The sequence below is a fragment of the Streptomyces sp. NPDC025806 genome (assembly GCF_055558275.1).
Genome location: NZ_JBVHMU010000002.1, coordinates 77,401 through 98,263, shown reverse-complemented (window position 1 = coordinate 98,263; position 20,863 = coordinate 77,401). Strand labels below are relative to the sequence as shown.

22 protein-coding genes are annotated in these 20,863 nt (G+C 73.4%); 13 read left to right on the top strand and 9 right to left on the bottom strand.

What is annotated here, in order from left to right; translation table 11 throughout:
* Nucleotides 1-25 precede the first annotated feature (25 nt).
* Nucleotides 26-1,819 carry a glutaminase A gene (gene glsA, locus ACZ4E1_RS04030; protein ID WP_467535579.1) on the bottom strand — a complete coding sequence of 598 codons (1,794 nt, stop codon included), beginning with the start codon at nt 1,817-1,819 and terminating at the stop codon, nt 26-28.
* Nucleotides 1,820-1,946: 127 nt separating this feature from the next.
* Between glsA and ACZ4E1_RS04025 the strand changes: the two genes are divergently transcribed.
* On the top strand, nt 1,947-2,534 hold the full coding sequence (locus ACZ4E1_RS04025; RefSeq protein ID WP_467535576.1) for a DinB family protein: 588 nt from the start codon (nt 1,947-1,949) through the stop codon (nt 2,532-2,534).
* A gap of 4 nt (nt 2,535-2,538) precedes the next feature.
* Here ACZ4E1_RS04025 and ACZ4E1_RS04020 read toward each other — a convergent pair whose 3' ends face one another.
* A complete protein-coding gene (locus ACZ4E1_RS04020) occupies nt 2,539-4,566 on the bottom strand; it encodes a hypothetical protein (protein ID WP_467535574.1) in 2,028 nt (675 codons plus the stop codon).
* A 373-nt stretch (nt 4,567-4,939) separates the two neighbouring features.
* Between ACZ4E1_RS04020 and ACZ4E1_RS04015 the strand changes: the two genes are divergently transcribed.
* Nucleotides 4,940-5,110 (top strand): hypothetical protein, encoded by a 171-nt coding sequence (locus ACZ4E1_RS04015; RefSeq protein WP_467535573.1) that lies wholly within the window; start codon nt 4,940-4,942, stop codon nt 5,108-5,110.
* Here ACZ4E1_RS04015 and ACZ4E1_RS04010 read toward each other — a convergent pair.
* Complete coding sequence (locus ACZ4E1_RS04010; RefSeq protein WP_467535571.1) at nt 5,099-5,581, bottom strand: DUF5709 domain-containing protein; 483 nt, start codon at nt 5,579-5,581, stop codon at nt 5,099-5,101. The genes ACZ4E1_RS04015 and ACZ4E1_RS04010 overlap by 12 nt on opposite strands.
* 296 nt (nt 5,582-5,877) lie before the next feature.
* Here ACZ4E1_RS04010 and ACZ4E1_RS04005 point away from each other — a divergent pair, with 296 nt between their 5' ends.
* The 4 genes from ACZ4E1_RS04005 to ACZ4E1_RS03990 all read left to right on the top strand — a co-directional run bounded on the left by ACZ4E1_RS04005 (nt 5,878) and on the right by ACZ4E1_RS03990 (nt 9,522).
* Entirely contained in the window at nt 5,878-6,276 is a 399-nt protein-coding gene (locus ACZ4E1_RS04005) for a Ser-Thr-rich GPI-anchored membrane family protein (RefSeq protein WP_467535569.1), read from the top strand.
* A gap of 37 nt (nt 6,277-6,313) precedes the next feature.
* Complete coding sequence (locus ACZ4E1_RS04000) at nt 6,314-6,973, top strand: DUF6629 family protein (protein WP_467535567.1); 660 nt, start codon at nt 6,314-6,316, stop codon at nt 6,971-6,973.
* 73 nt (nt 6,974-7,046) lie between these two features.
* Complete coding sequence (locus tag ACZ4E1_RS03995; RefSeq protein WP_467535566.1) at nt 7,047-8,600, top strand: substrate-binding domain-containing protein; 1,554 nt, start codon at nt 7,047-7,049, stop codon at nt 8,598-8,600.
* A 100-nt stretch (nt 8,601-8,700) separates the two neighbouring features.
* Nucleotides 8,701-9,522: a LolA-like protein gene (locus tag ACZ4E1_RS03990; protein WP_467535565.1), complete on the top strand. Its 822-nt coding sequence runs from the start codon at nt 8,701-8,703 to the stop codon at nt 9,520-9,522.
* A gap of 16 nt (nt 9,523-9,538) precedes the next feature.
* On the opposite strand, the gene ACZ4E1_RS03985 is transcribed toward ACZ4E1_RS03990, so the two are convergent.
* Entirely contained in the window at nt 9,539-10,096 is a 558-nt protein-coding gene (locus ACZ4E1_RS03985; protein WP_467535563.1) for a helix-turn-helix domain-containing protein, read from the bottom strand.
* Nucleotides 10,097-10,227: 131 nt separating this feature from the next.
* Here ACZ4E1_RS03985 and ACZ4E1_RS03980 point away from each other — a divergent pair, with 131 nt between their 5' ends.
* Nucleotides 10,228-11,475: a benzoate/H(+) symporter BenE family transporter gene (locus ACZ4E1_RS03980; protein WP_467535561.1), complete on the top strand. Its 1,248-nt coding sequence runs from the start codon at nt 10,228-10,230 to the stop codon at nt 11,473-11,475.
* 67 nt (nt 11,476-11,542) lie between these two features.
* Here ACZ4E1_RS03980 and ACZ4E1_RS03975 read toward each other — a convergent pair whose 3' ends face one another.
* Entirely contained in the window at nt 11,543-12,283 is a 741-nt protein-coding gene (locus tag ACZ4E1_RS03975) for a type 1 glutamine amidotransferase (RefSeq protein WP_467535559.1), read from the bottom strand.
* A 102-nt stretch (nt 12,284-12,385) separates the two neighbouring features.
* On the opposite strand from ACZ4E1_RS03975, the gene ACZ4E1_RS03970 reads away from it, so the two are divergent.
* Genes ACZ4E1_RS03970 through ACZ4E1_RS03960 form a run of 3 tightly spaced genes read left to right on the top strand, consistent with a single transcriptional unit; the run spans nt 12,386 to nt 14,876 of the window.
* On the top strand, nt 12,386-13,258 hold the full coding sequence (locus ACZ4E1_RS03970; protein WP_467535557.1) for a fructosamine kinase family protein: 873 nt from the start codon (nt 12,386-12,388) through the stop codon (nt 13,256-13,258).
* 59 nt (nt 13,259-13,317) lie between these two features.
* Nucleotides 13,318-14,400: an NAD(P)H-dependent amine dehydrogenase family protein gene (locus ACZ4E1_RS03965; RefSeq protein ID WP_467535555.1), complete on the top strand. Its 1,083-nt coding sequence runs from the start codon at nt 13,318-13,320 to the stop codon at nt 14,398-14,400.
* On the top strand, nt 14,397-14,876 hold the full coding sequence (locus tag ACZ4E1_RS03960) for a carboxymuconolactone decarboxylase family protein (protein ID WP_467535553.1): 480 nt from the start codon (nt 14,397-14,399) through the stop codon (nt 14,874-14,876). The genes ACZ4E1_RS03965 and ACZ4E1_RS03960 overlap by 4 nt, the downstream gene beginning before the upstream one ends.
* Before the next feature lie 54 nt (nt 14,877-14,930).
* Here the strand turns inward: ACZ4E1_RS03960 and ACZ4E1_RS03955 are convergent, their stop codons facing one another.
* A complete protein-coding gene (locus tag ACZ4E1_RS03955) occupies nt 14,931-16,574 on the bottom strand; it encodes a GMC oxidoreductase (RefSeq protein ID WP_467535552.1) in 1,644 nt (547 codons plus the stop codon).
* Nucleotides 16,575-16,816: 242 nt separating this feature from the next.
* Here ACZ4E1_RS03955 and ACZ4E1_RS03950 point away from each other — a divergent pair, with 242 nt between their 5' ends.
* A complete protein-coding gene (locus ACZ4E1_RS03950; protein ID WP_467535551.1) occupies nt 16,817-17,074 on the top strand; it encodes a DUF7218 family protein in 258 nt (85 codons plus the stop codon).
* Nucleotides 17,075-17,151: 77 nt separating this feature from the next.
* Here ACZ4E1_RS03950 and ACZ4E1_RS03945 read toward each other — a convergent pair whose 3' ends face one another.
* Both ACZ4E1_RS03945 and ACZ4E1_RS03940 read right to left on the bottom strand, forming a co-directional pair.
* Entirely contained in the window at nt 17,152-17,883 is a 732-nt protein-coding gene (locus tag ACZ4E1_RS03945; RefSeq protein ID WP_467535549.1) for a ribonuclease H family protein, read from the bottom strand.
* A gap of 68 nt (nt 17,884-17,951) precedes the next feature.
* Nucleotides 17,952-18,344, bottom strand: coding sequence for a nitroreductase/quinone reductase family protein (locus ACZ4E1_RS03940; RefSeq protein ID WP_467535548.1), 393 nt, complete (start codon nt 18,342-18,344; stop codon nt 17,952-17,954).
* 288 nt (nt 18,345-18,632) lie between these two features.
* Between ACZ4E1_RS03940 and ACZ4E1_RS03935 the strand changes: the two genes are divergently transcribed.
* Complete coding sequence (locus ACZ4E1_RS03935; protein ID WP_467535546.1) at nt 18,633-19,466, top strand: endo alpha-1,4 polygalactosaminidase; 834 nt, start codon at nt 18,633-18,635, stop codon at nt 19,464-19,466.
* Between the two features lie 81 nt (nt 19,467-19,547).
* Nucleotides 19,548-19,787 (top strand): hypothetical protein, encoded by a 240-nt coding sequence (locus ACZ4E1_RS03930; protein ID WP_188340566.1) that lies wholly within the window; start codon nt 19,548-19,550, stop codon nt 19,785-19,787.
* Between the two features lie 18 nt (nt 19,788-19,805).
* Here ACZ4E1_RS03930 and ACZ4E1_RS03925 read toward each other — a convergent pair whose 3' ends face one another.
* Nucleotides 19,806-20,726 (bottom strand): SDR family oxidoreductase, encoded by a 921-nt coding sequence (locus ACZ4E1_RS03925; RefSeq protein WP_467535544.1) that lies wholly within the window; start codon nt 20,724-20,726, stop codon nt 19,806-19,808.
* Between the last annotated feature and the right edge of the window lie 137 nt (nt 20,727-20,863).

Genomic DNA, 20,863 nt, shown 5'->3' with positions numbered 1-20,863 from the left:
TAAAGCGGGCGGTCCGGACGGGGCGTCAGGCGGTGTCCGCCCGGTCGACGGTCTCCGCGCCCTCCAGCGGGGCCCGCTCCAGGACCGCGACGGCCTCCGGCACACGGGCCCGCAGCCGCATGAGGCTCTCGGCGGTGAGGGTGCGGCACACCGTGTCGCGTTCGGCGAGGACCTGGCGGTGCAGTCGGGCGGGGAAGTCGGCGGGGGTGAGCGCGGCGCCGGGCCCGGCGGACCAGGTGCGGACGGTGGAGACGGAGTCGGCGCAGACGGCGAGCCGGCCCGACTCGACGTACCACAGCACGATGCGCCCGCCGAGCCGGGCGCCCGACGGCTCGACGGTCTCGCCCTCGGGAAGGCGCAGGGTGTCGAAGGCGTCGGCGAGGGCGGCACGGACCCGGGCGTCGGCGCGGCCGAACAGGTCGCAGTCCGCGAGCGGCACGGGTGCGTCCGGGTCGAGCCCGAGTTCGGCGAGCAGTCCGTCCTCGCAGGACTCCAGGGCGCGGCCGAGGTCGGGGAACTCGTCGGCGGGCCGGGCCATGGCCTGGCGTTCGTCCGGGTCCGTGAGCACCATGCGGACGCCCCGGGTCCGCAGGTCCTGGCCGAGGGCTCGCAGCAGGTCGGCGGCGACGGTCTCGACACGGCCGACGCGGGTCAGGTCGAGGACGAACCAGGAGACGGCGGCGGGCAGTTCGCGTGCGGCCCGCAGGGTCTGCTCGGCGGTGGCGAAGTCCAGGTCGCCCTGGAGGACGTGCACCCGGATGCGGTCGGGGCGGGCGTCGAGGGCCTCGCGCTGGGAGCGCGGGCGGTGGCGCAGCGAGCGCAGCGGCGCGGGGTGCAGGGAGCGCGGCGGCAGTGGCCGGCGCTGCGGCACGGTGGCCCGCATCAGGTGCAGGCCGAACTGGTCGGAGATGAGGTGGCAGGCGGCGATGCCGCGCACGCTGTTGCCCTTCTCCTCCAGCGGCGGGCTGAACACACCGATGCCGAACTGGCCGGGCAGAGCCACGCCGATCGCGCCCGAGACCCCGCTCTTGGCGGGCATCCCCACCTGGAGCATCCACTGGCCGGAGGCGTCGTACATGCCGCAGGTCGCCATCACGGCGAGGACGTGCTGGGCGTGACGCGGGGCGACGACGCGGTCGCCGGTGACCGGGTTGACGCCGCCGCCCGCGAGCGTGGCGTGCATGACGGCGAGGTCCTCGCAGGTCACGAGGACGGAGCACTGCCGGAAGTAGACGGCGAGCTGCTCCTCCACGTCGCCGGTGAGGGAGCCCGCGTTGTGCATGAGGTAGGCGAGGGCGCGGTTGCGGTCGCCGGTCGCGCGCTCGGACGCGAAGACGGCCTCGTCCACCTTGAGCGGGCGGCCCGCGAAGGCGCTCAGGCCTTCCAGGATGCGGGCCGAGCGCTGGTCGGGGGTGTCGCCGGAGACGAGCGAACTGGTCACGATGGCCCCGGCGTTGACCATCGGGTTCGGTGGCCGCCCGGTGACCGGCTCCAGGCGGATGGAGTTGAACGCCTCGCCGCTGGGCTCGGCGCCGACCCGGGCCAGCACGTTCTCCAGGCCGTGGTCGGCGAGCGCGAGGGCGAACACGAACGGCTTCGACACCGACTGCACGGTGAACGGTGTGGTGGTGTCACCGCTGGCGTACACCTGCCCGTCGAGCGCGCACAGGCTCAGCCCGAACAGGTCGGGGTCCACGCGGCCCAGCTCCGGGATGTACGAGGCGGGCTCGCCGTCGTCGAGGTCGCGCAGGCGCAGCCGCACCTGGTCGAGGAGGGCGGTCAGGGGGTCGCCGGGCCGGTCCTGCTGCTCGTTTCCCATGCCTCCCATCGAAACGCATCGGTGCGGACGGCGCGTGCGGTACTGGTCCGTCCGTAAGGGCCCGGGTCCGGTGCCGCCCGGCGGAAAGAGCTTGATCGTCCCGAGCGGCGGCCAGCAGACTGCCCTCATGAGCGCATCCGAACAGAAGGCCGACCTGCACCGCTATCTCCAGGAGGCCCGTGACTCCCTCCTCTGGAAGCTGGAAGGACTCTCGGACTACGACGTACGGCGCCCCCTGACGCCCACGGGGACGAACCTGCTGGGCCTCGTCAAGCATCTGACCTATGTGGAACTCGGCTATCTCTGCGCCACGTTCGGGCGCGAGCACGGCGAGGCGCTGGACGATCCCGAGCAGGACATGTACGCGACCGCCGACGAGACGCGCGAGGAGATCGTGGCGCGCTACCGGCGCTCCTGGGCCCACTCCGACGCCGCCGTCGAGGAGCTGGCCCTCGACACCGTCGGCACCGTCCCCTGGTGGCCGAAGGAGCGCGCCGAGGTCACCCTCCACCACGCGCTGGTCCGCGTGCTCGCCGACGCCCAGCACCACGCGGGCCACGCCGACATCCTGCGCGAGGGCCTCGACGGCGCGGTGGGCTGGCGCCGGGACAACGACGCGCTGGGGACGACCGACCTCGACGAGCGGGCCGCGTACCACGCCCGGCTGGAGGAGATCGCCCGCGCGGCGGACCCGTCGTCGGCGCCGCCGCGCTGAGGGCTCAGGACCCGTCGGTGTCGTGGCGGGTCAGCCAGTCCCGGGCCGCCGTCCGCTCGGCCTCGGTCGGTACGGGACGCAACTGGTCGGGGTGGCTGATCAGGTGGTGCTGTCGGGCGATCCCGAGGGCGATCTCCCGGGCCCGCGCGGAGACGCCGGGGTGCTCGGCGACCTCCACGGCGCGCTGCCACCAGCCCCGGCTGCGCGGGGCGACGCTGTAGTGCCACAGCGGCTGCGCGGGGTCGGCGACGCCGAGCAGCACGCGGTGCAGCACGTAGTCCCGCAGACCGGGCGTGCCGATGAGCCGGTCGGCGACGCGCAGGGGGTGCTCGCCGTCGAGGCGGGCCCGGACCAGCACCCAGGTCATCAGCTGGCCCACGTCGTGGGCGGGCGAGGTGACGAAGTCCCACAGCTCGGCGGCCTTCGCCTCGTCGGGCGCGCCGAGATGGGTGAGCAGTCGCTGCTGGTCCTTCCAGACCGGCCGCTTCCCGTTCCACCACGCGACCAGCTTCGCGGCGGCCGGGTGGTCCAGGTCGAGCGCGAGGCAGGTCAGGGTGACCAGCGGGTGGCGCCACTCGGTGTAGGTGGTCTCGTACTTCTTGGTGAGCTCCTTGAGGCGGCGCGGCAGCAGCGCGTCGACGTCCGCGCGCGTGGCCCGGCCGTGGGCGAGGAGCAGTTCGAGGCAGAAGCCGAGGCCCTGGAGCTCGGTGTCCGGGTCGGCCACGCGCGCGTGCAGCCAGGCTTCGTCGGCGTCGGTGAGCGTCCGGTACCGGTGCCAGACGTCGCAGAGCGTGCCCTGGTACGCGGTGAGGTCGGGCCCGGTGCCGAGCAGCAGGTCTCCCGCGGCCTCTTCGTACCGTTCGAGGTCGGCCAGGATGTCGGCGGTGTCGACTCCGGTGAACACGGAGCCTTCCGGCCGCAGGGCCGCCTCCCGCACGAGGTCCACGCGGTCGTGGACGGCTTCGGCAGCGAGGACGCGCAGGTCGCGGGGCAGGCGCGGGTCGGTGGCACAGCGGACGGTCATGAGGTCGGCGTAGAGCTGCTGGATCCGGTGCCCGGCCCCGGTCTCCTCGCGCCAGTCGTCGGTGAGCGCGCCGGTCAGCGCACTGCGCAGAGAGCGCAGGGACGCCTCGGGGGCGTCGTGCGCGGCCAGTTCCGCGGCGATCCGGACGGCCGCGCGGACCGCGTCCGGTTCCTCGCACGCCCGGTGCAGGGTGAGCCAGTCGCGCACCGCACTCTGCTGACCGGCGAGGGCGAACTCCCGTACCGCGGTGAGTCCCCGCTCGGACGGGACCTCGGTGAGGGTGTCCGACGCGCGGGCGCCGAGGGCGTCGACGGTGGGCCAGGCCTGCGCGTGGTCCTGCCGCAGCAGCGCGTGCAGCAGGTCGCTCCACGCCTCCCAGTCCGCGAGCCGGCCCGCGTACGCGGCCTGCCAGGCGCGCAGCAACCGCTCCGTCTCGTCGGGGGTCAGCGCGTCGCGCCGCTCCAGGGAGACCGCGAAAGGGGTGGCGGCCACGAGGTCCAGGGGTTCGGCGAGCCGGGCGTGCAGCCAGTCGGCCTGGGCCGGGGAGAGCGGCCGGTACGTGTACGGGAGCCGGCTGCGGTCCAGCGGTTCGTCGAGCTCCTTCAGGAACTGGCGTACGCCGTCGGGGTCCGCGGGGTCGGGCAGGCCCGCGGCGTCCCGGTGCGTGATCCGGTCCAGGACGAAGGCACCCTGGGGGCCGCCGTTCACCAGGCGGTATCCGGTCGGGCCCGCGCCCAGCCCCGCGGTGACGACGGTGTGGTCGCCGCCCCAGTGCAGCAGCAGCTCACCGGTCAGGGCGCCGGAGCGGTCGAAGGCGCGCTCGTGGGACTGCCAGTGCCAGTAGGCGAACGAGACGGGGTCCGAGAGGCCCTTCTGGGCGCGCAGTTCTGCGGCGTCCTCGTGGCCGTCGGACTGCGTGTAGCGGCCCCTGCCGGGTGGGGGCAGGACGAGGAAACCGTCGTCGCCCAGGCGCTTCCACCACGTCTTGATCGCGGCCAGATCTGACATGTGCGGGTCCCCCGGGTAGTGCGGTGTCGATGTCGTCCGGGGTCACCCTGCCACAGGGCGCTGACAACGCCGTCCGCGTCTGCGGGGTGCCCTTTCCGGGCGGGTGCGGGCCGGTGGGGGCTGGTCGCGCAGTTCCCCGCGCCCCTGAAATGCAGACGCTTCGCGTCGCATTTCCCCGACGGGTGACCGCCCGATGGAGATCGCGCACGAAGTGCGCATCTCCAGGGGCGCGGGGAACTGCGCGACCAGCCCCCACCGGCCCGCACCCGCCGACGAGACGGAACCCGGCAGACGAATTCGCTCCGCATGCGCGACCCGCACGGTCAAGCAATCATGAGGCCGAGGCCGGATCCCCCGCAGAAGGGACTCAAGCGTGCTGATCTACATCTCGATGGTGCTCGGCGCGGTGAGCGTCCTGTGCATAGGCGTGACCGCCAAGCGCCTGGCCACGGACGAGGTGAGACTGGGTGCCCCCGCGCTGGCCCTGGTCACCGCCTTCACGGCCGTGGCCCTGATGCTCACGGCGACCGCCTCAGGGCAGTGATTCGGGCTCGACCTCCTCGGCCATGTCGTGCTCGGCCGCCTGATGGGCGACCTCGTCGACCTCCTCCTCGGCATCGGCCCCGTCACCGACCGACACGACCCGCCGCCCGGACCGCCACCGCCCCGACTCCTCGTCGTACGGCTCGGCGTCCTCGTCGCGCAGACCATCGTCGTCGTCCCCGTCCCCCTCGTCGCTCTCCAGCGCCTCGAGCAGCTCCAGGACCGTGTCGGGCTGCTCCTCCGAGAGGCGCTCGTCGAGGGTCTCCCCCGCCTGCCGCTCGGCCGCGGTGACGCCCGTGTGCTCCACGGCGAGGGGGCGCTCCGGCGGCGACCAGCCCGCGTCGTACGGGTCGACGCCCCGGTCGTAGAGGGTGTCCTCCGCGTCCAGGATGCCCTGGTCCTCACGGGCCTCCGGGTCCCCCGGCTGGTAGACCTCGTCGCCCATGGCCGCCTCGTCGCTGCGCTCCGTCATCCGGGTCACCTCGTCTCGCCGTTCCCGGCTCCCCCTCACGTATCCAGCGTGCCCCCGCGCGGGCGCCCCGGCACCTCGTCCCCGGGCCCGATCGCGCCCGCGCGGGCGCGAGGATGCGCCTGTACGGCGGCCCTGTCCTGCCGAACCCGCCGCTTCGGGGAACGAGGGCTACCCCATGGAGTGGGCTTCCGCCGGGGCCCTTTCACGATCTTGTCCGGGTGGCAGGGCTCTCTGTGCGGGTTCTCGCCCGCCCCGTCCACCCCGAACCCCCTACCTGCTCGGAACGAGGTCGTCGCATGCGCCGCACCGGATTCCTGTCCCTCGTCGCCGCTCCCCTGCTGGCCCTGGCTCCACCGCCGGGGCCGGAGCAGGCGGTGTCCGTGACCGCCCCGGCCGCCGCCTCCGTGCATCCGGCGGGCGGCACGCTGTTCGTCGCCTGGAGCAACGCCACGGGGCAGGAGCTCGACATGTGGCTGGTGCGGGGCGAGACGGAGCGCGTGGTGCGGCTGGCCTCGAAGCTGTCCGCCGCCCCGGCGGGCGAGACCGCGACGGTGCTGCCTTCCGTGCCGGACGGCGACGGCTACGCGATCGAGCTGGTGAGCCGGGACGGTTCCGGACGGGCCTACAGCGGCACGTTCGCCGTGGGGCCCACGGTGCGCGGTCTGTCGGCGCGGCGTCCGGGCGGCGCCGCCTGACGGTGCCGGGCGCGGCCGGGGACCGTAGCGTGGCCGCATGTGCTGGAGTGCGACGGCCGATCTGGTGGCGGGCGGTGCGATCACCGCGGTCGGGGTCGTGTGTGTGGCCCGTGCGGCGCGGGTGCGGCCCCGGGCCGTGCCGCTCGCCGCGCTGCCGCTGCTGCTCGGCGCGCACCAGCTGATCGAGGCCGCGGTCTGGCACGCGGGCGGCGGCACGGGTGCGGCGACGCTCGCCTGGGCGGTGATCGCGCTGCCGCTGCTGCCGCTGTGGGTGCCGCTCGCGGTGTGGTGGGCGGTGTCCGGCGCGGCCCGGCGCCGGCTGGGAGTGCCGGTGGCCGTCGGGGTGGTGACCTCGGTGGTGCTCGCCGGGGTGCTGGCCACGCACCCGGTGACCGCCGAGATCCGCGGCCACACCATGGCGTACGCGATCGGCCTGCCGCACGCCGCCTGGCTGATCGGCGGCTATCTGGTCGCGACGATCGGCGCCCTGCTGCTGTCCGGTGAGCGGGCGCTGGTGCTGCTGGGTGCTCTCGTGGGGGCCGGTGCGGCGGTGTGCGCGGCGCTGTGGCGCTGGGAGTTCGTCTCGACGTGGTGCGCGTGCGCGGCGCTGTGCTCGGTGCTGCTGCTCGGCTGGGTCCGGCACGGGGTTCCCGCGGCACCGAGGGGCGCGAACTCCCCTGCCGTTCCCCGTAGTTGAACGCCCGACGAACAGTGGGCGAAGCTCCCCGCCGTCCGGCCGGAGCGGCGCCCTCGCTCCGTACCGTCACCCCATGGGCTGGCTCGAGATCACTTTCACGGCCGCGGGCCTGCTGCTCGGCGTCGTCTCGATCATCACGCCGTTCGCCGCGGACCGCAGGGCGCGGCGCAGCAGACGCATCGGCTTCCGCAAGCAGATGGACATCGCGATAGGGCACAACGGGCCTGCCCCGGCGGCCGGGCAGGCGGACCCGCCGCTGCTCGGGCTCTTCAACGACCTGCCCGAGATGCGGGACGCGACGCTCGTGCTGCTGCGCATCGAGAACGACGGTTCGCGGCACATCGAGGAGTCCGACTATCTCGACTCCTCACCGCTGTACGGGCTCACCGCCGAGTTCCCGGGGCGCACGATCCGCGCCCAGGACGTCACCCTGCCCGGCGAACACACCAATCTGATGGGGTACTTCGAGCATCAGCCGGGCCTGCACGTGGCGGGGCCGAGCACGCTGCGGATCCCGCGTGTGCCGCTCAAGCCGGGCGCGTACTACAAGATCCTGGTGCTGCTGAACGGGGGCGCGGAGGGTGACCGGGTCGCGGTGACCGGTGATCTGAAGGACGGTTCGCTGCACGAGAACCACAGCCTGACGCCGGACGAGAAGCCGCCCGCGTTCAGCCGGCAGGCCCGCTGGACCACGGTCGTCCTGGGTCTCGCCCTGATGGCCGCGGCCGTCCTGCCGCTGACGCTGCCCGCGCCGCTGCCGGACGACTGCGAGACGGGCACGCTGCGGCTCACGGGCTCGACCGCGTTCGCGCCCGTGCTGACGGAGCTGGCGCGGAAGTACGAGGAGCACTGCGGCGACGCGCCGCGGATCACGGTCGCGGCGCACGGGAGCCGCACCGGGGTGCGGGAGTTGGCGCTGTCGGGCGGGAAGCCGCAGGACGGGGCGGCCGCGGTCGCGTTCTCGGACGGGCCGCGTCCGGCGAGCTACACGCAGCTGAGCGAGAGCCGGATCGCGGTGTCGCTGTTCACGCTGGTCACGCACGACGACGTGAAGCTGACGAATCTGTCGGTGGCGGACGTGCGGCGCGTCTACCGCGGGGAGATCCGCAACTGGAGCGAGTTGGGCGGCCCGGATCTGCCCGTCGTCCTGGTGAGCCGCACCTCGGGCTCCGGCACCCGGTCCGCGCTGACCGAGCGGGTGCTCGGCGGCCGGGACGAGCCTCCGGCCTCCTCCGACGACTGCGTGAACCGCACGGTGCGCGACGCGCCCGTCCTGCGCTGCGAGCTCGACTCGACGGAGCAGGTGCTCGACACGGTGGCCCGGACGCCGGGCGCGCTCGGCTACGCGGAGCTGCGGGCCGCGTCGCCGCCGGACGCGCCGCACGGGCTGCACCGGCTCACGCTCGACGGGCGGACGCCGAACCCGGACCGGCTGGACACCGGCGGCTACCCGTACCGCGAGATCGAGTACGCGTACACGTACGGCCGGCCGCCCGCGGACTCGCTGGCGTCGAGCTTCCTCGCGTACGCGGTCGACAACGGGACGGGCAAGGGGGTCGTCGCGACGCACGGGCATCTGCCGTGCGGGACGCCGGTGGGGCTGCGGGTGTGCGGGAAGAGCGACTGAGTGCTCCCTCGCCGCTCGGCGCGGCATCCGCCGGGCGGCGAACGTAGACTTTATGGGGTGTTTGGGGCGCACGTTGCGCCTGGGACGGCGAGGTGAGGTCATGGCCGGACAGTCCTCGAACAGGCCGCGCGCCTGGCGCACGGCGGTCCGCGCGCCGGTGGCCGCGGCCTTCGTCTGCGCGAGCGTGTTCGCCGCCGCGGGGCCCGCCCTCGCCGACGACGCCTCGGACATGTCGGCGCAGGAGCTGGCCGACGCGGCGAAGAAGGAGCTCACGGACGCGAAGTCGCTGCACGTGAAGCTGACCGAGCGGACGGACGAACGGGAGCTGCGGACGCCCTCCTCGTTCGATCTCCGTCTCGACGAGGACGGGAACTGCACGGGGTCGCTGACGATGGGCACGGGCGGCGCCCACGGCGGCAGCCTCGACCTGGTCAAGCGGGGCGACGAGGTCTGGATGAAGCCGGACGCGACGTTCTGGAAGGCGCAGGTGCCGGGCGGCGCGGGCGAGCTGGCGGCGCAGTTGTTCGACGGCCGGTACGTGCACGGCACGACCGACGACCCGATGCTCAACGGTCTGTCCGACGTGTGCGACCTGGACTCCTTCCGCGGCCAGCTGGAGAACGGCTCGGGCGGCTCGGGTCCGGAGAACCTCGCCAAGGGCGACGAGACGACGGTGCGCGGCACCGATGTCGTGCCCCTGACCGGCCGCGAACACGGCAAGGACTTCACCCTGTACGTGGCCTCGGACGAGCCGCACCAGCTCGTGCGGGCCACGGTGAAGGGCACGGGCGAGTCGGTCACGATGACGCTGACCGACTACGGCAAGCCGGTGCCGAAGGAGACGCCGTCCGCGGACCGGTCGGTCGACATCTCGAAGCTGCGCGACATGGCGCCGGACCGGACGCCGGGGACCGGCGCCTGACACGGTCGCCGCGGGCTCAGGCCGTCGGCTCGGCCGGCGGGCTCTTCGGGTAGCGGACGAACAGCACGCCCTGGACCTCGCCGTGCGGCGCGCCGTACCGGTGCGGGCCGTCGGCCCGCCAGGTGGCGTGTCCGCCGGGTCCCGCGGTCTGCGGGGCGTCGGGCAGGCCCACGACCGCCGTGCCGGAGAGCACCATCAGGCTCTCCGTGGTGTGCGGGGCGTGAGCGGCGGATTCCTGCACGGCGCCGTCGGCGATGGTGATCCGGAAGACGTCGGTGGCGGCGTCGGCGTCCTCGTACCGTTCGAGAAGGACCGCGGTGACGGCGCTGCCGGACACCCCTCCGGCCGCGGCGGTGACGCCCGGCGACGGGTCGTCGAGGACGGCGCTCAGCGGGCGGCCGAGTGCGGTGGTCAGCGCGTAGAGGGTCTCCAGGGTCGGATTGCGCAGGCCGCTCTCCAGCTCCGAGAGGGTGCCCTTGCCGACGCCGGAGCGGCGGGCCAGTTCGGACAGCGTCAGGCCGTCGGCCCGGCGCAGTTCCCTGAGCCGGCGCCCCACCTCGTCGTTCAGACCCATGCGCCCTCCGCGGAAGTGTGTTGACGGTTCACGGTCCGCGTCCCTAGTGTTCCATAAACAGAACGTTCTGTTTATGGAACAACTCGTACCGCGCCCCTCCGCCCCTCCCGGACGTCCGGAAGTGATGCCCCATGCCCTCGCTCGCCCGTCTCCGCGCGCTCGCCCCGCCCTCCGCGATGGCGGCCGGACTGATCGCGGTCACCGTCGGCGTGACCAGTTCGGCGGCCCTCGTGTTCACGGCGGCCCGGGCCGCCGGCGCGGACGCTCGGGAGATCTCCTCGTGGATGCTGGCGCTCGGGGTCGGCCTCGCCGTCACCTGCGTCGGCCTGTCGCTCCGCTTCCGCGCGCCCGTGGTCACGGCCTGGTCGACGCCGGGGGCGGCGCTGCTGGCGACGAGCCTGGCCGGGGTGCCGATGGCGCAGGCGATCGGCGCGTTCCTCTTCTGCGCCGTGCTGATCCTGCTGAGCGGGCTGACCGGATGGTTCGCCCGGATCATGGACCGGATCCCGGTGCCGCTCGCCTCCGCGCTGCTCGCGGGCGTGCTCCTCCAGTTCGGGACGGGTCTGTTCGCGCAGATGGAGGGCGGCTTCGCCGTCGCGTTCACGGTGTTCGCGCTGTATCTCGCGGCGCGGCGCCTCCTGCCCCGGTACGCGGTGCTGCTCGCCCTGGCGGGCGGGGTCGTGGCCTCGGTCCTGGCCGGCGGCTGGCACCTCGACCGGCTCCGGCTCTCCCTCGCGCACCCGGTGTTCACGGCCCCGGAGTTCGACTGGAAGGTGCTGATCAGCGTCGGCGTGCCGCTGTTCGTCGTGACGATGGCCTCGCAGAACCTGCCGGGGGTCGCGGTGCTGCGCGCCTCCGGGTACGACGTGCCGGTGTCGCCGCTGCTGACGTGGACGGGCGCGGCGCAGGCGGTACTGGCCCCGTTCGGCGCGTTCGGTCTGAACCTCGCGGCGATCACGGCCGCGATCTGCACGGGTGAGGAGGCGCATCCGGACCGGGACCGGCGCTATCTCGCGGCGGTCTGGGCGGGCGTCTGCTATCTCTGCGTGGGCCTGCTGGGCGCGACGGTCGCCTCCCTGCTGAGCGCGATGCCGCACGTCCTGGTCCTGTCGGTCGCCGGGGTGGGCCTCCTGGCGACGATCGAGTCCTCCCTGTCGACGGCCCTGTCCGACCCGCGCTCCCGCGAGGCGGCGGCCGTCACGTTCCTGGCCACGGCCTCCGGCGTCACGCTCCTGGGCATCGGCTCGGCGTTCTGGGGCCTGCTCGCGGGCGTCCTGACCAGCCTGATCTCCACCGCCGGCCGCCGCCGGGCCGGCGCCCCGCCCGCTGAGCCCCGGGAGGCGGTCGCCTCCGGCACAGCACCGCGCACACCCGCGTGAACCCGGCCGGGACCGCAACCGCCACGCCCCGGCCCGCGCGCCCACCGGCGTCCGCCCGCGCTCGCCCTCACGACTCCGGTCGGCACACCTCGGCGAACCGCCGCGTGAACTCCGACCAGACCGCCACCGCCGCCGGCTCGGCGGCCTCCGCGCGGGCGAGTACGCGGGCGGGGTCCAGGCCGTGGGCGGCGGGACCGGCCGGGTCCCAGGCGGCGATGCGGGCGGCCTCCGCCTCGGGGTGGAACTGGGTGCCCCAGGCGCACCGGCCGACCCGGAAGGCCTGGTACGGGCACGCCGCGCTGGATGCCAGCCAGACGGCGCCGTCCGGCAGTTCGGTGATCGTGTCGACATGTCGCTCGATCGCGGGGACCGTGTCGCCGAGCCCGCGCAGCAAGGGGTCCCCGGCCGCTTCGGGCCGCAGCCGGATCGCCGTGCTCCCGTGTTCGGGTCGCCCGTACGCCGCCCGGACCGTGCCTCCGGCGACGTGTGCGAGCAGTTGCCCGCCGAGACAGATGCCGAGGAAGGGCGTCCCGGCGTCGAGAGCCTGCCGGGTCAGCCGCCGGGTGTCCGGCAGCCAGGGGGCCCGCGCGTCGTCGTCCGGCATGAATCCGCCGCCGAGCACGATCATCGCCCGGCCGTCGAGCTCGCCGGGCAGCACGTCCCCGTCGAAGGGCCGCGCCACCTCCACGTCGAGACCGGCCCCGCGCAGCCACTCCCCCACCCGCCCGGGCCCGCCGCCCGGGGTGTTCTGCACGACGAGCACGCCGTCGCCGGAACGCGGACGCTCCTCGTGCGGACCCTTCGCCACCGTCCGGCCTCCCTCGCCCCGCCCGTCACCGGTCCCGGGCAGCAGCAGACCAAGCGGGCGCGGCAACGTCAACAGGGCCTCGGCGCTCGTACGCTGGGTCGCATGTCGACCGAGTCCGAGGCCGCGCGGGAGGCCGCACGAGTCACCGGGCGTGCCGTGTCCCGCGTGCGGCGGATGTCCGGTGACCTGTACGAGGCCACCCTCGACGACGGCCGCGCGGTGGTCGTGAAGCGGGTCGCGGATCCCGTCGCCCTGCGGGCCGAGACGGCCGGTCTGCGCTGGCTCGCGCAGGCGGGCGCGGTGCCGGTGCCGGCGGTGCACGGGGGCGAGGGCGGGTGGCTGGTCCTGGACCGGGTGACACCGGGCCGGGCGAGCGTGCGAGGCGCCGAGCGGTTCGGGCGGGCGCTCGCGGAGCTGCATCGCGCGGGGGCTCCGGCGTTCGGCGCGCCGCCGCCGGACGGGCCCGTCGAGGCGTTCATCGGGCGCGCGCCGATGCGCAATGCGCCGGGTGACGCGTGGCCGCGCTGGTACGCCGAGGAGCGCGTGCTGCCGTATCTGCGGCGGGCCGTGGACGCGCGGACCTTGAGCACCGCCGAGGCGGCCGTCGTCGAGCGGGTCTGCGCGCGGATGCCTGAGTTGGCCGGTCCCGCCGAGCCGCCCGCGCGGCTGCACGGCGATCTGTGGAGCGGCAATGTGCTGTGGGACGCGGACGGCACCGCCTGGCTGGTGGATCCGGCCGCGCACGGCGGGCACCACGAGACGGACCTGGCCATGCTGGCCCTGTTCGGCGCCCCGCACCTCGACCGGATCCTCGGCGCGTACGAGGACGTGGCGCCCCTCGCCGCGGGGTGGCGCGAGCGCGTCCCGCTGCACCAGCTGTTCCCGCTCCTGGTGCACACCGTGCTGTTCGGCCGCGGCTACGCGGAACAGACCCTCACGGCCGCCCGCACGCTTGCGGGCCGTCATCCCGCGTAGACCTTCTACGGCCGCCGCACCTCTATGAACTGACGGTCCATCAGGTTACGCTCCGGCGCATGACTTCCACGGTGGTGTGGGGCACCGGGAACGTGGGGCGGGCGGCCATCCGGGCCGTCGACGCCCATCCCGGGCTCGAACTGTCGGGCGTGCTCGTGCACGATCCCGCGAAGGCCGGCCGCGACGCGGGCGACCTCGCGGGGCTCGCCCACACGCTCGGCGTCACGGCGACGACCGACATCGACGCGCTGCTCGGCGCCCGGCCGGGCGCCGTCGTCTACGCCGCGTCCGGCGAACTGCGCCCCGACGAGGCCCTGGACGACATCTGCCGCGCCCTGCGCACCGGCGCGGTCGTCGTCTCCCCGGCGCTCTACCCGCTCTACGACCCGCGCAGCGCACCTCCCGAGTTCACGGACCCGGTCCGCGCGGCGATCGCGGAGGGCGGCGGCTCCCTGTTCGTGTCCGGCGTCGACCCCGGCTGGGCCAATGACATCCTGCCGCTCCTGGTCAGCGGCCTGGGCTCGCGCATCGACGTCGTGCGCTGCCAGGAGATCTTCGACTACTCCACGTACGACCAGGAGGACTCGGTCCGCGATCTGGTCGGCATGGGGCATCCCATGGGCTACGCGCCGCTGATGCTCGCCGAGTCGATCCCGACGATGGTGTGGGGCGGCCAGATCCGGCTGCTCGCGCGGGCGCTCGGGCTCGAACTGGACGAGATCCGCGAGACGTTGGAGCGGCGCCCGCTCGCGTCGGACGTGACGACGGCGACGATGGGCGCCTTCGCGAAGGGGACGCAGGGCGCGGTCCGCTTCGAGGTGCAGGGCGTCGTCGACGGCGCCGTCCGCCTCGTCGTCGAGCACATCACCCGCATCCACCCGTCCTGCGCCCCCGACTGGCCACTGCCGCCGGGCGGCGGCGCCGGGGCGCACCGCGTGATCGTCGAGGGCCGTCCGCACATCGAGGTGACGGTGCAGGCGACCGACGAGGACGGCAATCACTCGGCGGGCGGCAACGCGACCGCCGTGGGGCGCCTGGTGGGCGCGATCGAGTGGCTCACCACCGCGCCGCCCGGACTGTACGACGCACTGGACGTGCCCCTGCTCCCCGCGGCCGGTCGGATCGGAAGGAAGCAGCCATGATGATCGACATCCCCGAGGGCGAGGAACCGATCCCGTACGTGTGGGGCGAGATGGTGCCCGGCATCGGGCCCGTGGCCGCCCAGTTCTCGATGGCGGTCTACGACCACTCGAAGCTCGGCCTGCGCGAGTTCGAGGCGGCACGGCTGCGGATCGCGCAGATCAACGGGTGTCTGTTCTGCCTGGACTGGCGCACCGAGCGGGACGGCGTGAAGGTCGAGGAGTCGTTCGCGGACGCGGTGGAACAGTGGCGGACCACTGACGCGTTCGACGACCGGACACGACTGGCCGCCGAGTACGCCGAGCGGTACGCGCTGGACCACCACGGGCTCGACGAGGCGTTCTGGACGCGGATGACCGCGCACTACAGCCAGGCGGAGATCGTGGAGCTGAGCATGGCGATCGGCTCCTGGCTGGCGTTCGGCCGGCTCAACCATGTGCTCGGCCTCGACGCGGCGTGCGTCCTGCCCAAGTCCTGAACACCCCTCACGCCCTCAGGACTTGGGCAGGCACTCACCGCCGGCGGACGCCGCTCACAGGTCGGTGGCGACGATCTTCTCGATGTTGCGCTCGGCGAGCGCGGTGATGGTGACGAACGGGTTGACGCTGGTGTTGCCCGGGATCAGGGCGCCGTCGATGACGTACAGCCCTGAATAGCCGTGCAGGCGGCCGTAGTTGTCGGTCGCCTTGCCCAGCACGGCGCCGCCCAGCGGGTGGTACGTCAGATGGTCGCCCCAAATCTTGTACGCGCCGAACAGGTCGGTGCGGTAGATCGTGCCCTCCGTCGAGTTGATGCGGTCGAAGATGGACTTCGCCATGGTGATGGAGGGCTGTTTCCAGGCGGTCTGCCAGTTCAGGTCGACCCCGCCGGTCGTCGGGTTGTACGTGAACTGGGCGCGGTTGGGGTTCTTGGTGATCGACAGGTAGAAGGACGCGTAGGTCTCGATGCCGGTGGGCAGCGGGGCGACCTCGGCGAAGGCGCCGCCTCCGGCCCAGTTGTCGATGCCGCCGGTCGGGATGGAGGACTGCAGGGCGCCGGTCGGGTCCCACATGTGGTTGGCGCGGCCGCACATGACGTTGCCGTTGTCGCCCCAGCCCTTGCCGATCTCCCCGTTGAGCCCGGGGAGCGCCCCGGTGGCCTTGAGTCGGGTGAGCAGCTTGCTGGTGCCGACGCTGCCCGCGGCGAAGAAGACGCGCTCGGCGCTGACCTCCTTGGTCGCGGTGACCTTGCCCTCGGTGTCGAGCTGGTCGATCCGCACGGTGTAGCCGCCGCCGGAGGCCGGGGTGACCGAGGTGACCTTGTGGAGCGGGGTGACGGTGACCCGCCCGGTGGCCGCGGCCCGCGCGAGGTAGGTCTTCTGCAGGGACTTCTTGCCGTAGTTGTTGCCGTAGAGGATCTCGCCCGCGAGTGCCGACTTCGGGACCGATCCGGCCGCCTCCTTCTCCATGTAGTCCCAGTCGTACACGTCCGGGACGAACACGAACGGGAAGCCCGAACGCTGAGCGTGCTTGCGGCCCACGCGCGCGTACTGGTACGCGTCGGTGGTCTCGAACCAGTCGGGGTCGATGGTCGCGGTGCCGAGGCCGGCGTTCGCGCGCGGGTAGTAGGTGGCGTACATCTCGGCCGCGTCGACCGTCGGCAGGATCGCCCCGAAGTTCTCCTGCTTGGGCGTGACCGCCATGCCTCCGTTGACGAGCGAGCCGCCGCCGACGCCGCGGCCCTGGTAGACGATGATGCCGCCGAACTCCTCGGCGTCGAGGATGCCGGTGTGACAGGGCACGTCCTTGTCGAGCGGGTAGCCGAGGAAGTTGCTGATGGGCTGCTTGGTTCTGGTGCGCAGCCAGAAGGATCTGTAGTCGGGCTTCGTCGTGTTGGCGAAGATCTTGCCGTCCGAGCCGGGTGTGTCCCAGGCCATGCCCATCTCGACCATCGTGACGTCGACCCCGGCCTCGGCGAGGCGCAGCGCGGCGACCGAGCCGCCGTAGCCGGAGCCGACGACGAGGGCCGGCACGCTCGCGCCGTCGGCGAGCGGGGCGAGCGCCGGGGCGGCGGCGCGGGCGGCCGCGGCGGCCGGTCCGGCCAGCGCCACGGCACCGAGAAGAGAACCTGTTCCTGCGAGGAAGCCACGCCGGCTCAGTCCGTTTCGAGCCACTTCAGTGGGGGTTGCGGCAGTCATTCCGAGTTCCTATCTCTCGACGGAATCGGAACGAGTTCTACTGTTGATCGGCAACAAGGTGAATGGAAACCGTTCAGTAACCTACGTACGGATCATGAGGTTTTCGAATTTCCTGCACTTCTTTTCGGGTATGTCGATCTTGTTCCCTCGCGACGGCCTGTTTCACCTGGCAGGTCCTGCGCACCCGGGACAGGCAGGAAGGGGGCACGCCCGTCACCGAACCCATCCTGGAGGTGGTTCCTGTGCCCAGAGCGCAGATCAAGGACGAGAAGACGTACCAGGCGCTGCGCCGTGAGGGCGCGGGCAAGGAGAAGGCGGCGCGCATCGCCAACGACGCGTCCCGCTCCTCGCGCTCCGCCACCGGCCGCAAGGGCGGCAAGGCGGGTTCCTACGAGGACCGGACGAAGGACGAGCTGTACGAGCAGGCGAAGAAGGTCGGCGTCGAGGGACGCTCGCACATGTCGAAGGACGAACTGATCAAGGCGCTGCGCAAGCGCTGAGCCGGCCGTCACACGTGCCCGGGCCCGGACGGATCGTTCCGTCCGGGCCCGGGCAGGTCAGGGGTGTGCGCCGCCGGTCAGGCGGACGCGCGGCACTCGGGGTGGCCCCAGCCGTCGGGGTTCTTCGCGATCAGCTCGCCCGCCGCGTACGAACGGCCGCAGCGGCAGCGTCCGGGGAACTTCGCCTTGAGGGTGCGCGCGGAGCCGCCCGAGGCGGAGGCGCCGGATCCGGACGTGCCGCCGGACGCGGACGCGGTGCGCTTGCGGGTGGCACCCGAGCGCGCGCGGGCCGGGGCGGCGGAGGTGGGAGACGGCGGCGGCTCCGGGGAGCCGAGCGCGGTGCCCGCCGCCTCCTGGACCACGGCCGCCTGGCTGGCCGCCCGGTCGGCGAAGTCGTTCAGCGGGTCGCCGTCGACCTGGTGCGCGGGCACGTACTTGAACTCGACCTTGCGGCCGTCGAGGAGCGCGTCGATGCGCGCGACCAGCTCCTGGTTGGCCACGGGCTTGCCCGCGGCGGTCTTCCAGCCCTTGCGCTTCCAGCCGGGCAGCCAGGTGGTGACCGCCTTCATCGCGTACTGGGAGTCCATCCGGACCTCCAGCGGCACGGCCGGGTCCATGGTGGTCAACAGCCGCTCCAGGGCGGTCAGTTCGGCGACGTTGTTCGTCGCCGTGCCGAGCGCTCCGGCCTCCCACCGTACGGGCTTCTCGTCCCCGTCGGCGACGACCCACGCCCAGCCCGCGGGCCCGGGATTTCCCTTCGACGCGCCGTCACACGCGGCGATCACACGTTCTGCCATGCCCCCGATCATGCCAGGGCGCACCCCGTGCCGGAGAACCGATCACTCGGCGGGAAGACGATCACGGGGCACGGAGCCGGTCAGTCGAGGTCGACCCGGATGGTGAGGAGGTCGATGCCGAAGGCCCGCACCGCCGAGCTGTTCATCCGGGGCAGGGCGCGCAGCCGGGCGCGCGTGTCGTCGTCCGGGAGCAGATGGGCCGTGCCCTCGTACCAGCGGCCGCGGATCCGGACGCGGACCTTCGGGTCCGCCTGGATGTTGCGCACGTACTGGGACTTCAGGCCGAACTCCGAGACGAACCAGAAGCTGTCCCCGATGCGCCGCCCGCCGACGGGGGTGCGCCGGGGCAGTCCCGAGGTGCGGCCGGTCGTCTCCACGAGGACCTGGCCGGGCAGCTTGAGGGAGAGCGGATTGGCGACCCGCCGCTGGAAGGTCGTGACGAGCCGGTGCTTGGTGTCGCGGTCCAGTCCCATGGCGTCGACTCTAATGCGGGGCGCCGCACAGGTGGAGGGGTGGTCCGGCCCGGAAGAAGGGAAAGCCCCGGCCGTGACGGGGGACCACGGCCGGGGCGGCTCTGGAGTGGGCGCGGATGGCGGTCGCCTCCTGGCGGGGGCTCCGCAGGGCTTCAGCCGAACGATCTTCCCTGCGGGCGAAGGAGATGAGGCCCGGGGACACAGTTCCATCCGCGTCCACGATGGGTTCAACGTGTGCGGGCCCACCCTTGTTCCCGCCGGTGACGCGCGACGCCTTAGGGTTTCCGGGTGATCTTCGATGCGGTCGCCGCCCGCCTGCGCCGGGCCCTCGTTCTCGCCCTGGCCGCCGCCGTGCTGACCGGGTGCTCCGCGACGCCGGACGCCCCCGGCTCCCCCGCCGACCGGGTCACGCGGCCTCCGGCCGGCGCCGCCTTCGACTACCAGCTCGGCGGCCCGTACCCGCCGCGGGACGAGGTCCGGGTCGTGGCCCGCGACCGCACCGAGCGGCCGGCGCGCGGGCTGTACAACATCTGCTACGTCAACGCCTTCCAGGCCCAGCCCGACGCGGCGCGGTGGTGGCGCCGCGAGCGTCCGGACCTGCTGCTGCGGGACGCGGACGGACGGCTCGTCGTCGACGAGGACTGGGGCGAACCGCTGCTCGACATCTCGACGGCCGGCAAGCGCTCCTCCCTCGCCCACCTCGTCGGCCGGTGGATCGACGGCTGCGCCGACTCCGGCTACCAGGCCGTCGAGCCCGACAACCTCGACTCCTACACCCGCTCGAAGGGACTCCTGAAGAAGTCCGACGCGCTCGCCTTCGCGCGGCTGCTCACCTCCCGCGCCCACACGGCCGGGCTCGCCGTCGGCCAGAAGAACACCGCCGAGCTGCTGCCCGAGCGGGCGAGCACCGGATTCGACTTCGCGGTGGCCGAGGAGTGCGCGCGCTACGACGAGTGCGGCGCGTACGCCGAGGCCTACGACGACCGGGTCTACGTGATCGAGTACCGGGCCCGGGACCTCGCGCGGGCCTGCGCGCGCTGGGGCGACCGGCTCTCGGTCGTGCTGCGCGACCGTGACGTGCGGCCGGCCGGGGCGAAGGGGTATGTGCGCCGCACCTGTTGATCGGGCCCGGTCGTCGACCGGCGGGCACCGGTCCCGCCGTACCGGGTGCGCGGCGCCCGCCGGACGACCAAGCTGGGGGGCATGGACGGACTCGACGGATACCCCTCAGTTGTCGTGCACGCCGCTCAGCCCGGCGGGCGGCGGGTCACCATCCGCGGCGAGGACGCGGGGCTCGCGCACTCGCTCGCCGACGTGGTGGAGTTCCTGCGCCGCGCCGGTCTGGAGGACGCGCCGCTGCACGACCCCGACTTCATCGAGTGGCGCGGCGGCGGTTCGGCGATCTGGCCCGCTCACCTCGACGACCCCGACGGCGGGATCTGACCGGGGCCGCCACCGCCTCTACCGGTATCCGGTGACGTCGGCGGGCTTGCCGGTGTCCTGGACCTCCACGAGATAGCGCCAGGCGTCCGGCCGGCTGCCGTCGAGGTCCGTGTGCCCGTAGACGGCGGCGAGGCCGCCGCTGGACTGCGAGGTGCCGTTGAACCGGGCGACGTCGGGGTCCGCGGCCAGCGCCGCGACGGCCCGGCCGACGTAGCGCGGGGTCTCCGAGATCGCGAAGTGCGGCTGGGCGGTCAGCGCCTCGCGCCAGGTGTCCTCGGTGACGCCGAACGCGTCGAGCATGATCTCCGAGCGCATCCAGCCCGGGGTGAGGGCCAGGGCGGTGCCGCCGCGCGGGCCGAGTTCGTGGCCGAGCGCGAAGGCCATGCGCAGCACGGAGGTCTTGGCGAGGTCGTAGAAGAAGGAGTTGCGGTAGCGGGCGCTGTTGTACTCGGCCGTGCCGTCGGTGACCTCGACGACGAGGCCGCCGGGGTGGCGCAGCAGCAGCGGCAGCGCGTAGTGGCTGGTGATCGCGTGGGTGTCCACGGCGAGCCGGAGCAGGCGCAGCCCCTTGTCGAGGTCGTGCTCCCAGACGGGGACCTCCCAGCCGAAGAGGTGTTCGCCGCCCCAGATGTCGTTGACGAGGACGTCGAGCCTGCCCTGTTCGTCGGCGATCCGGTCGACGAGGGCGCGGACCTGGTCCTGCTCCAGATGGTCGGTGGGGACGGCGATGCCCCGGCCGCCCGCCGCGGTGACCAGGTCCGCGGTGTCCTCGATGGTCTCGGGGCGGTCGTACTCGGAGCGGTGGGTGCGGGTGGTGCGACCGGTGACGTAGACGGTGGCGCCCGCCGCGCCCAGCTCCACGGCGATGCCTCGGCCCGCGCCTCGCGTGGCGCCCGCGACGAGACAGACCTTGCCGTGCAGCCCCTGGGGACGGCTCATGCTCACATCGACTCCTGTTCCCTGTGTCCGTACGCGTGCCGCGTGCGCGCGCTTCGTACGGTGTCGAGCTTCCCCGGGAATCCGGACATCCTCTGTCGGTGTTGATCGGTGTTGATACGAACGGCACCTTCTCGATA

Excerpts from the sequence above, each read along its gene's own strand:
- glsA (WP_467535579.1), bottom strand. The coding sequence starts at position 1,819 with ATGGGAAACGAGCAGCAGGACCGGCCCGGCGACCCCCTGACCGCCCTC.
- ACZ4E1_RS04025 (WP_467535576.1), top strand. The coding sequence starts at position 1,947 with ATGAGCGCATCCGAACAGAAGGCCGACCTGCACCGCTATCTCCAGGAG.
- ACZ4E1_RS04020 (WP_467535574.1), bottom strand. The coding sequence starts at position 4,566 with ATGTCAGATCTGGCCGCGATCAAGACGTGGTGGAAGCGCCTGGGCGAC.
- ACZ4E1_RS04010 (WP_467535571.1), bottom strand. The coding sequence starts at position 5,581 with ATGACGGAGCGCAGCGACGAGGCGGCCATGGGCGACGAGGTCTACCAG.
- ACZ4E1_RS04005 (WP_467535569.1), top strand. The coding sequence starts at position 5,878 with ATGCGCCGCACCGGATTCCTGTCCCTCGTCGCCGCTCCCCTGCTGGCC.
- ACZ4E1_RS04000 (WP_467535567.1), top strand. The coding sequence starts at position 6,314 with ATGTGCTGGAGTGCGACGGCCGATCTGGTGGCGGGCGGTGCGATCACC.
- ACZ4E1_RS03995 (WP_467535566.1), top strand. The coding sequence starts at position 7,047 with ATGGGCTGGCTCGAGATCACTTTCACGGCCGCGGGCCTGCTGCTCGGC.
- ACZ4E1_RS03990 (WP_467535565.1), top strand. The coding sequence starts at position 8,701 with ATGGCCGGACAGTCCTCGAACAGGCCGCGCGCCTGGCGCACGGCGGTC.
- ACZ4E1_RS03985 (WP_467535563.1), bottom strand. The coding sequence starts at position 10,096 with ATGGGTCTGAACGACGAGGTGGGGCGCCGGCTCAGGGAACTGCGCCGG.
- ACZ4E1_RS03980 (WP_467535561.1), top strand. The coding sequence starts at position 10,228 with ATGCCCTCGCTCGCCCGTCTCCGCGCGCTCGCCCCGCCCTCCGCGATG.
- ACZ4E1_RS03970 (WP_467535557.1), top strand. The coding sequence starts at position 12,386 with ATGTCGACCGAGTCCGAGGCCGCGCGGGAGGCCGCACGAGTCACCGGG.
- ACZ4E1_RS03965 (WP_467535555.1), top strand. The coding sequence starts at position 13,318 with ATGACTTCCACGGTGGTGTGGGGCACCGGGAACGTGGGGCGGGCGGCC.
- ACZ4E1_RS03960 (WP_467535553.1), top strand. The coding sequence starts at position 14,397 with ATGATGATCGACATCCCCGAGGGCGAGGAACCGATCCCGTACGTGTGG.
- ACZ4E1_RS03955 (WP_467535552.1), bottom strand. The coding sequence starts at position 16,574 with ATGACTGCCGCAACCCCCACTGAAGTGGCTCGAAACGGACTGAGCCGG.
- ACZ4E1_RS03945 (WP_467535549.1), bottom strand. The coding sequence starts at position 17,883 with ATGATCGGGGGCATGGCAGAACGTGTGATCGCCGCGTGTGACGGCGCG.
- ACZ4E1_RS03940 (WP_467535548.1), bottom strand. The coding sequence starts at position 18,344 with ATGGGACTGGACCGCGACACCAAGCACCGGCTCGTCACGACCTTCCAG.
- ACZ4E1_RS03930 (WP_188340566.1), top strand. The coding sequence starts at position 19,548 with ATGGACGGACTCGACGGATACCCCTCAGTTGTCGTGCACGCCGCTCAG.
- ACZ4E1_RS03925 (WP_467535544.1), bottom strand. The coding sequence starts at position 20,726 with ATGAGCCGTCCCCAGGGGCTGCACGGCAAGGTCTGTCTCGTCGCGGGC.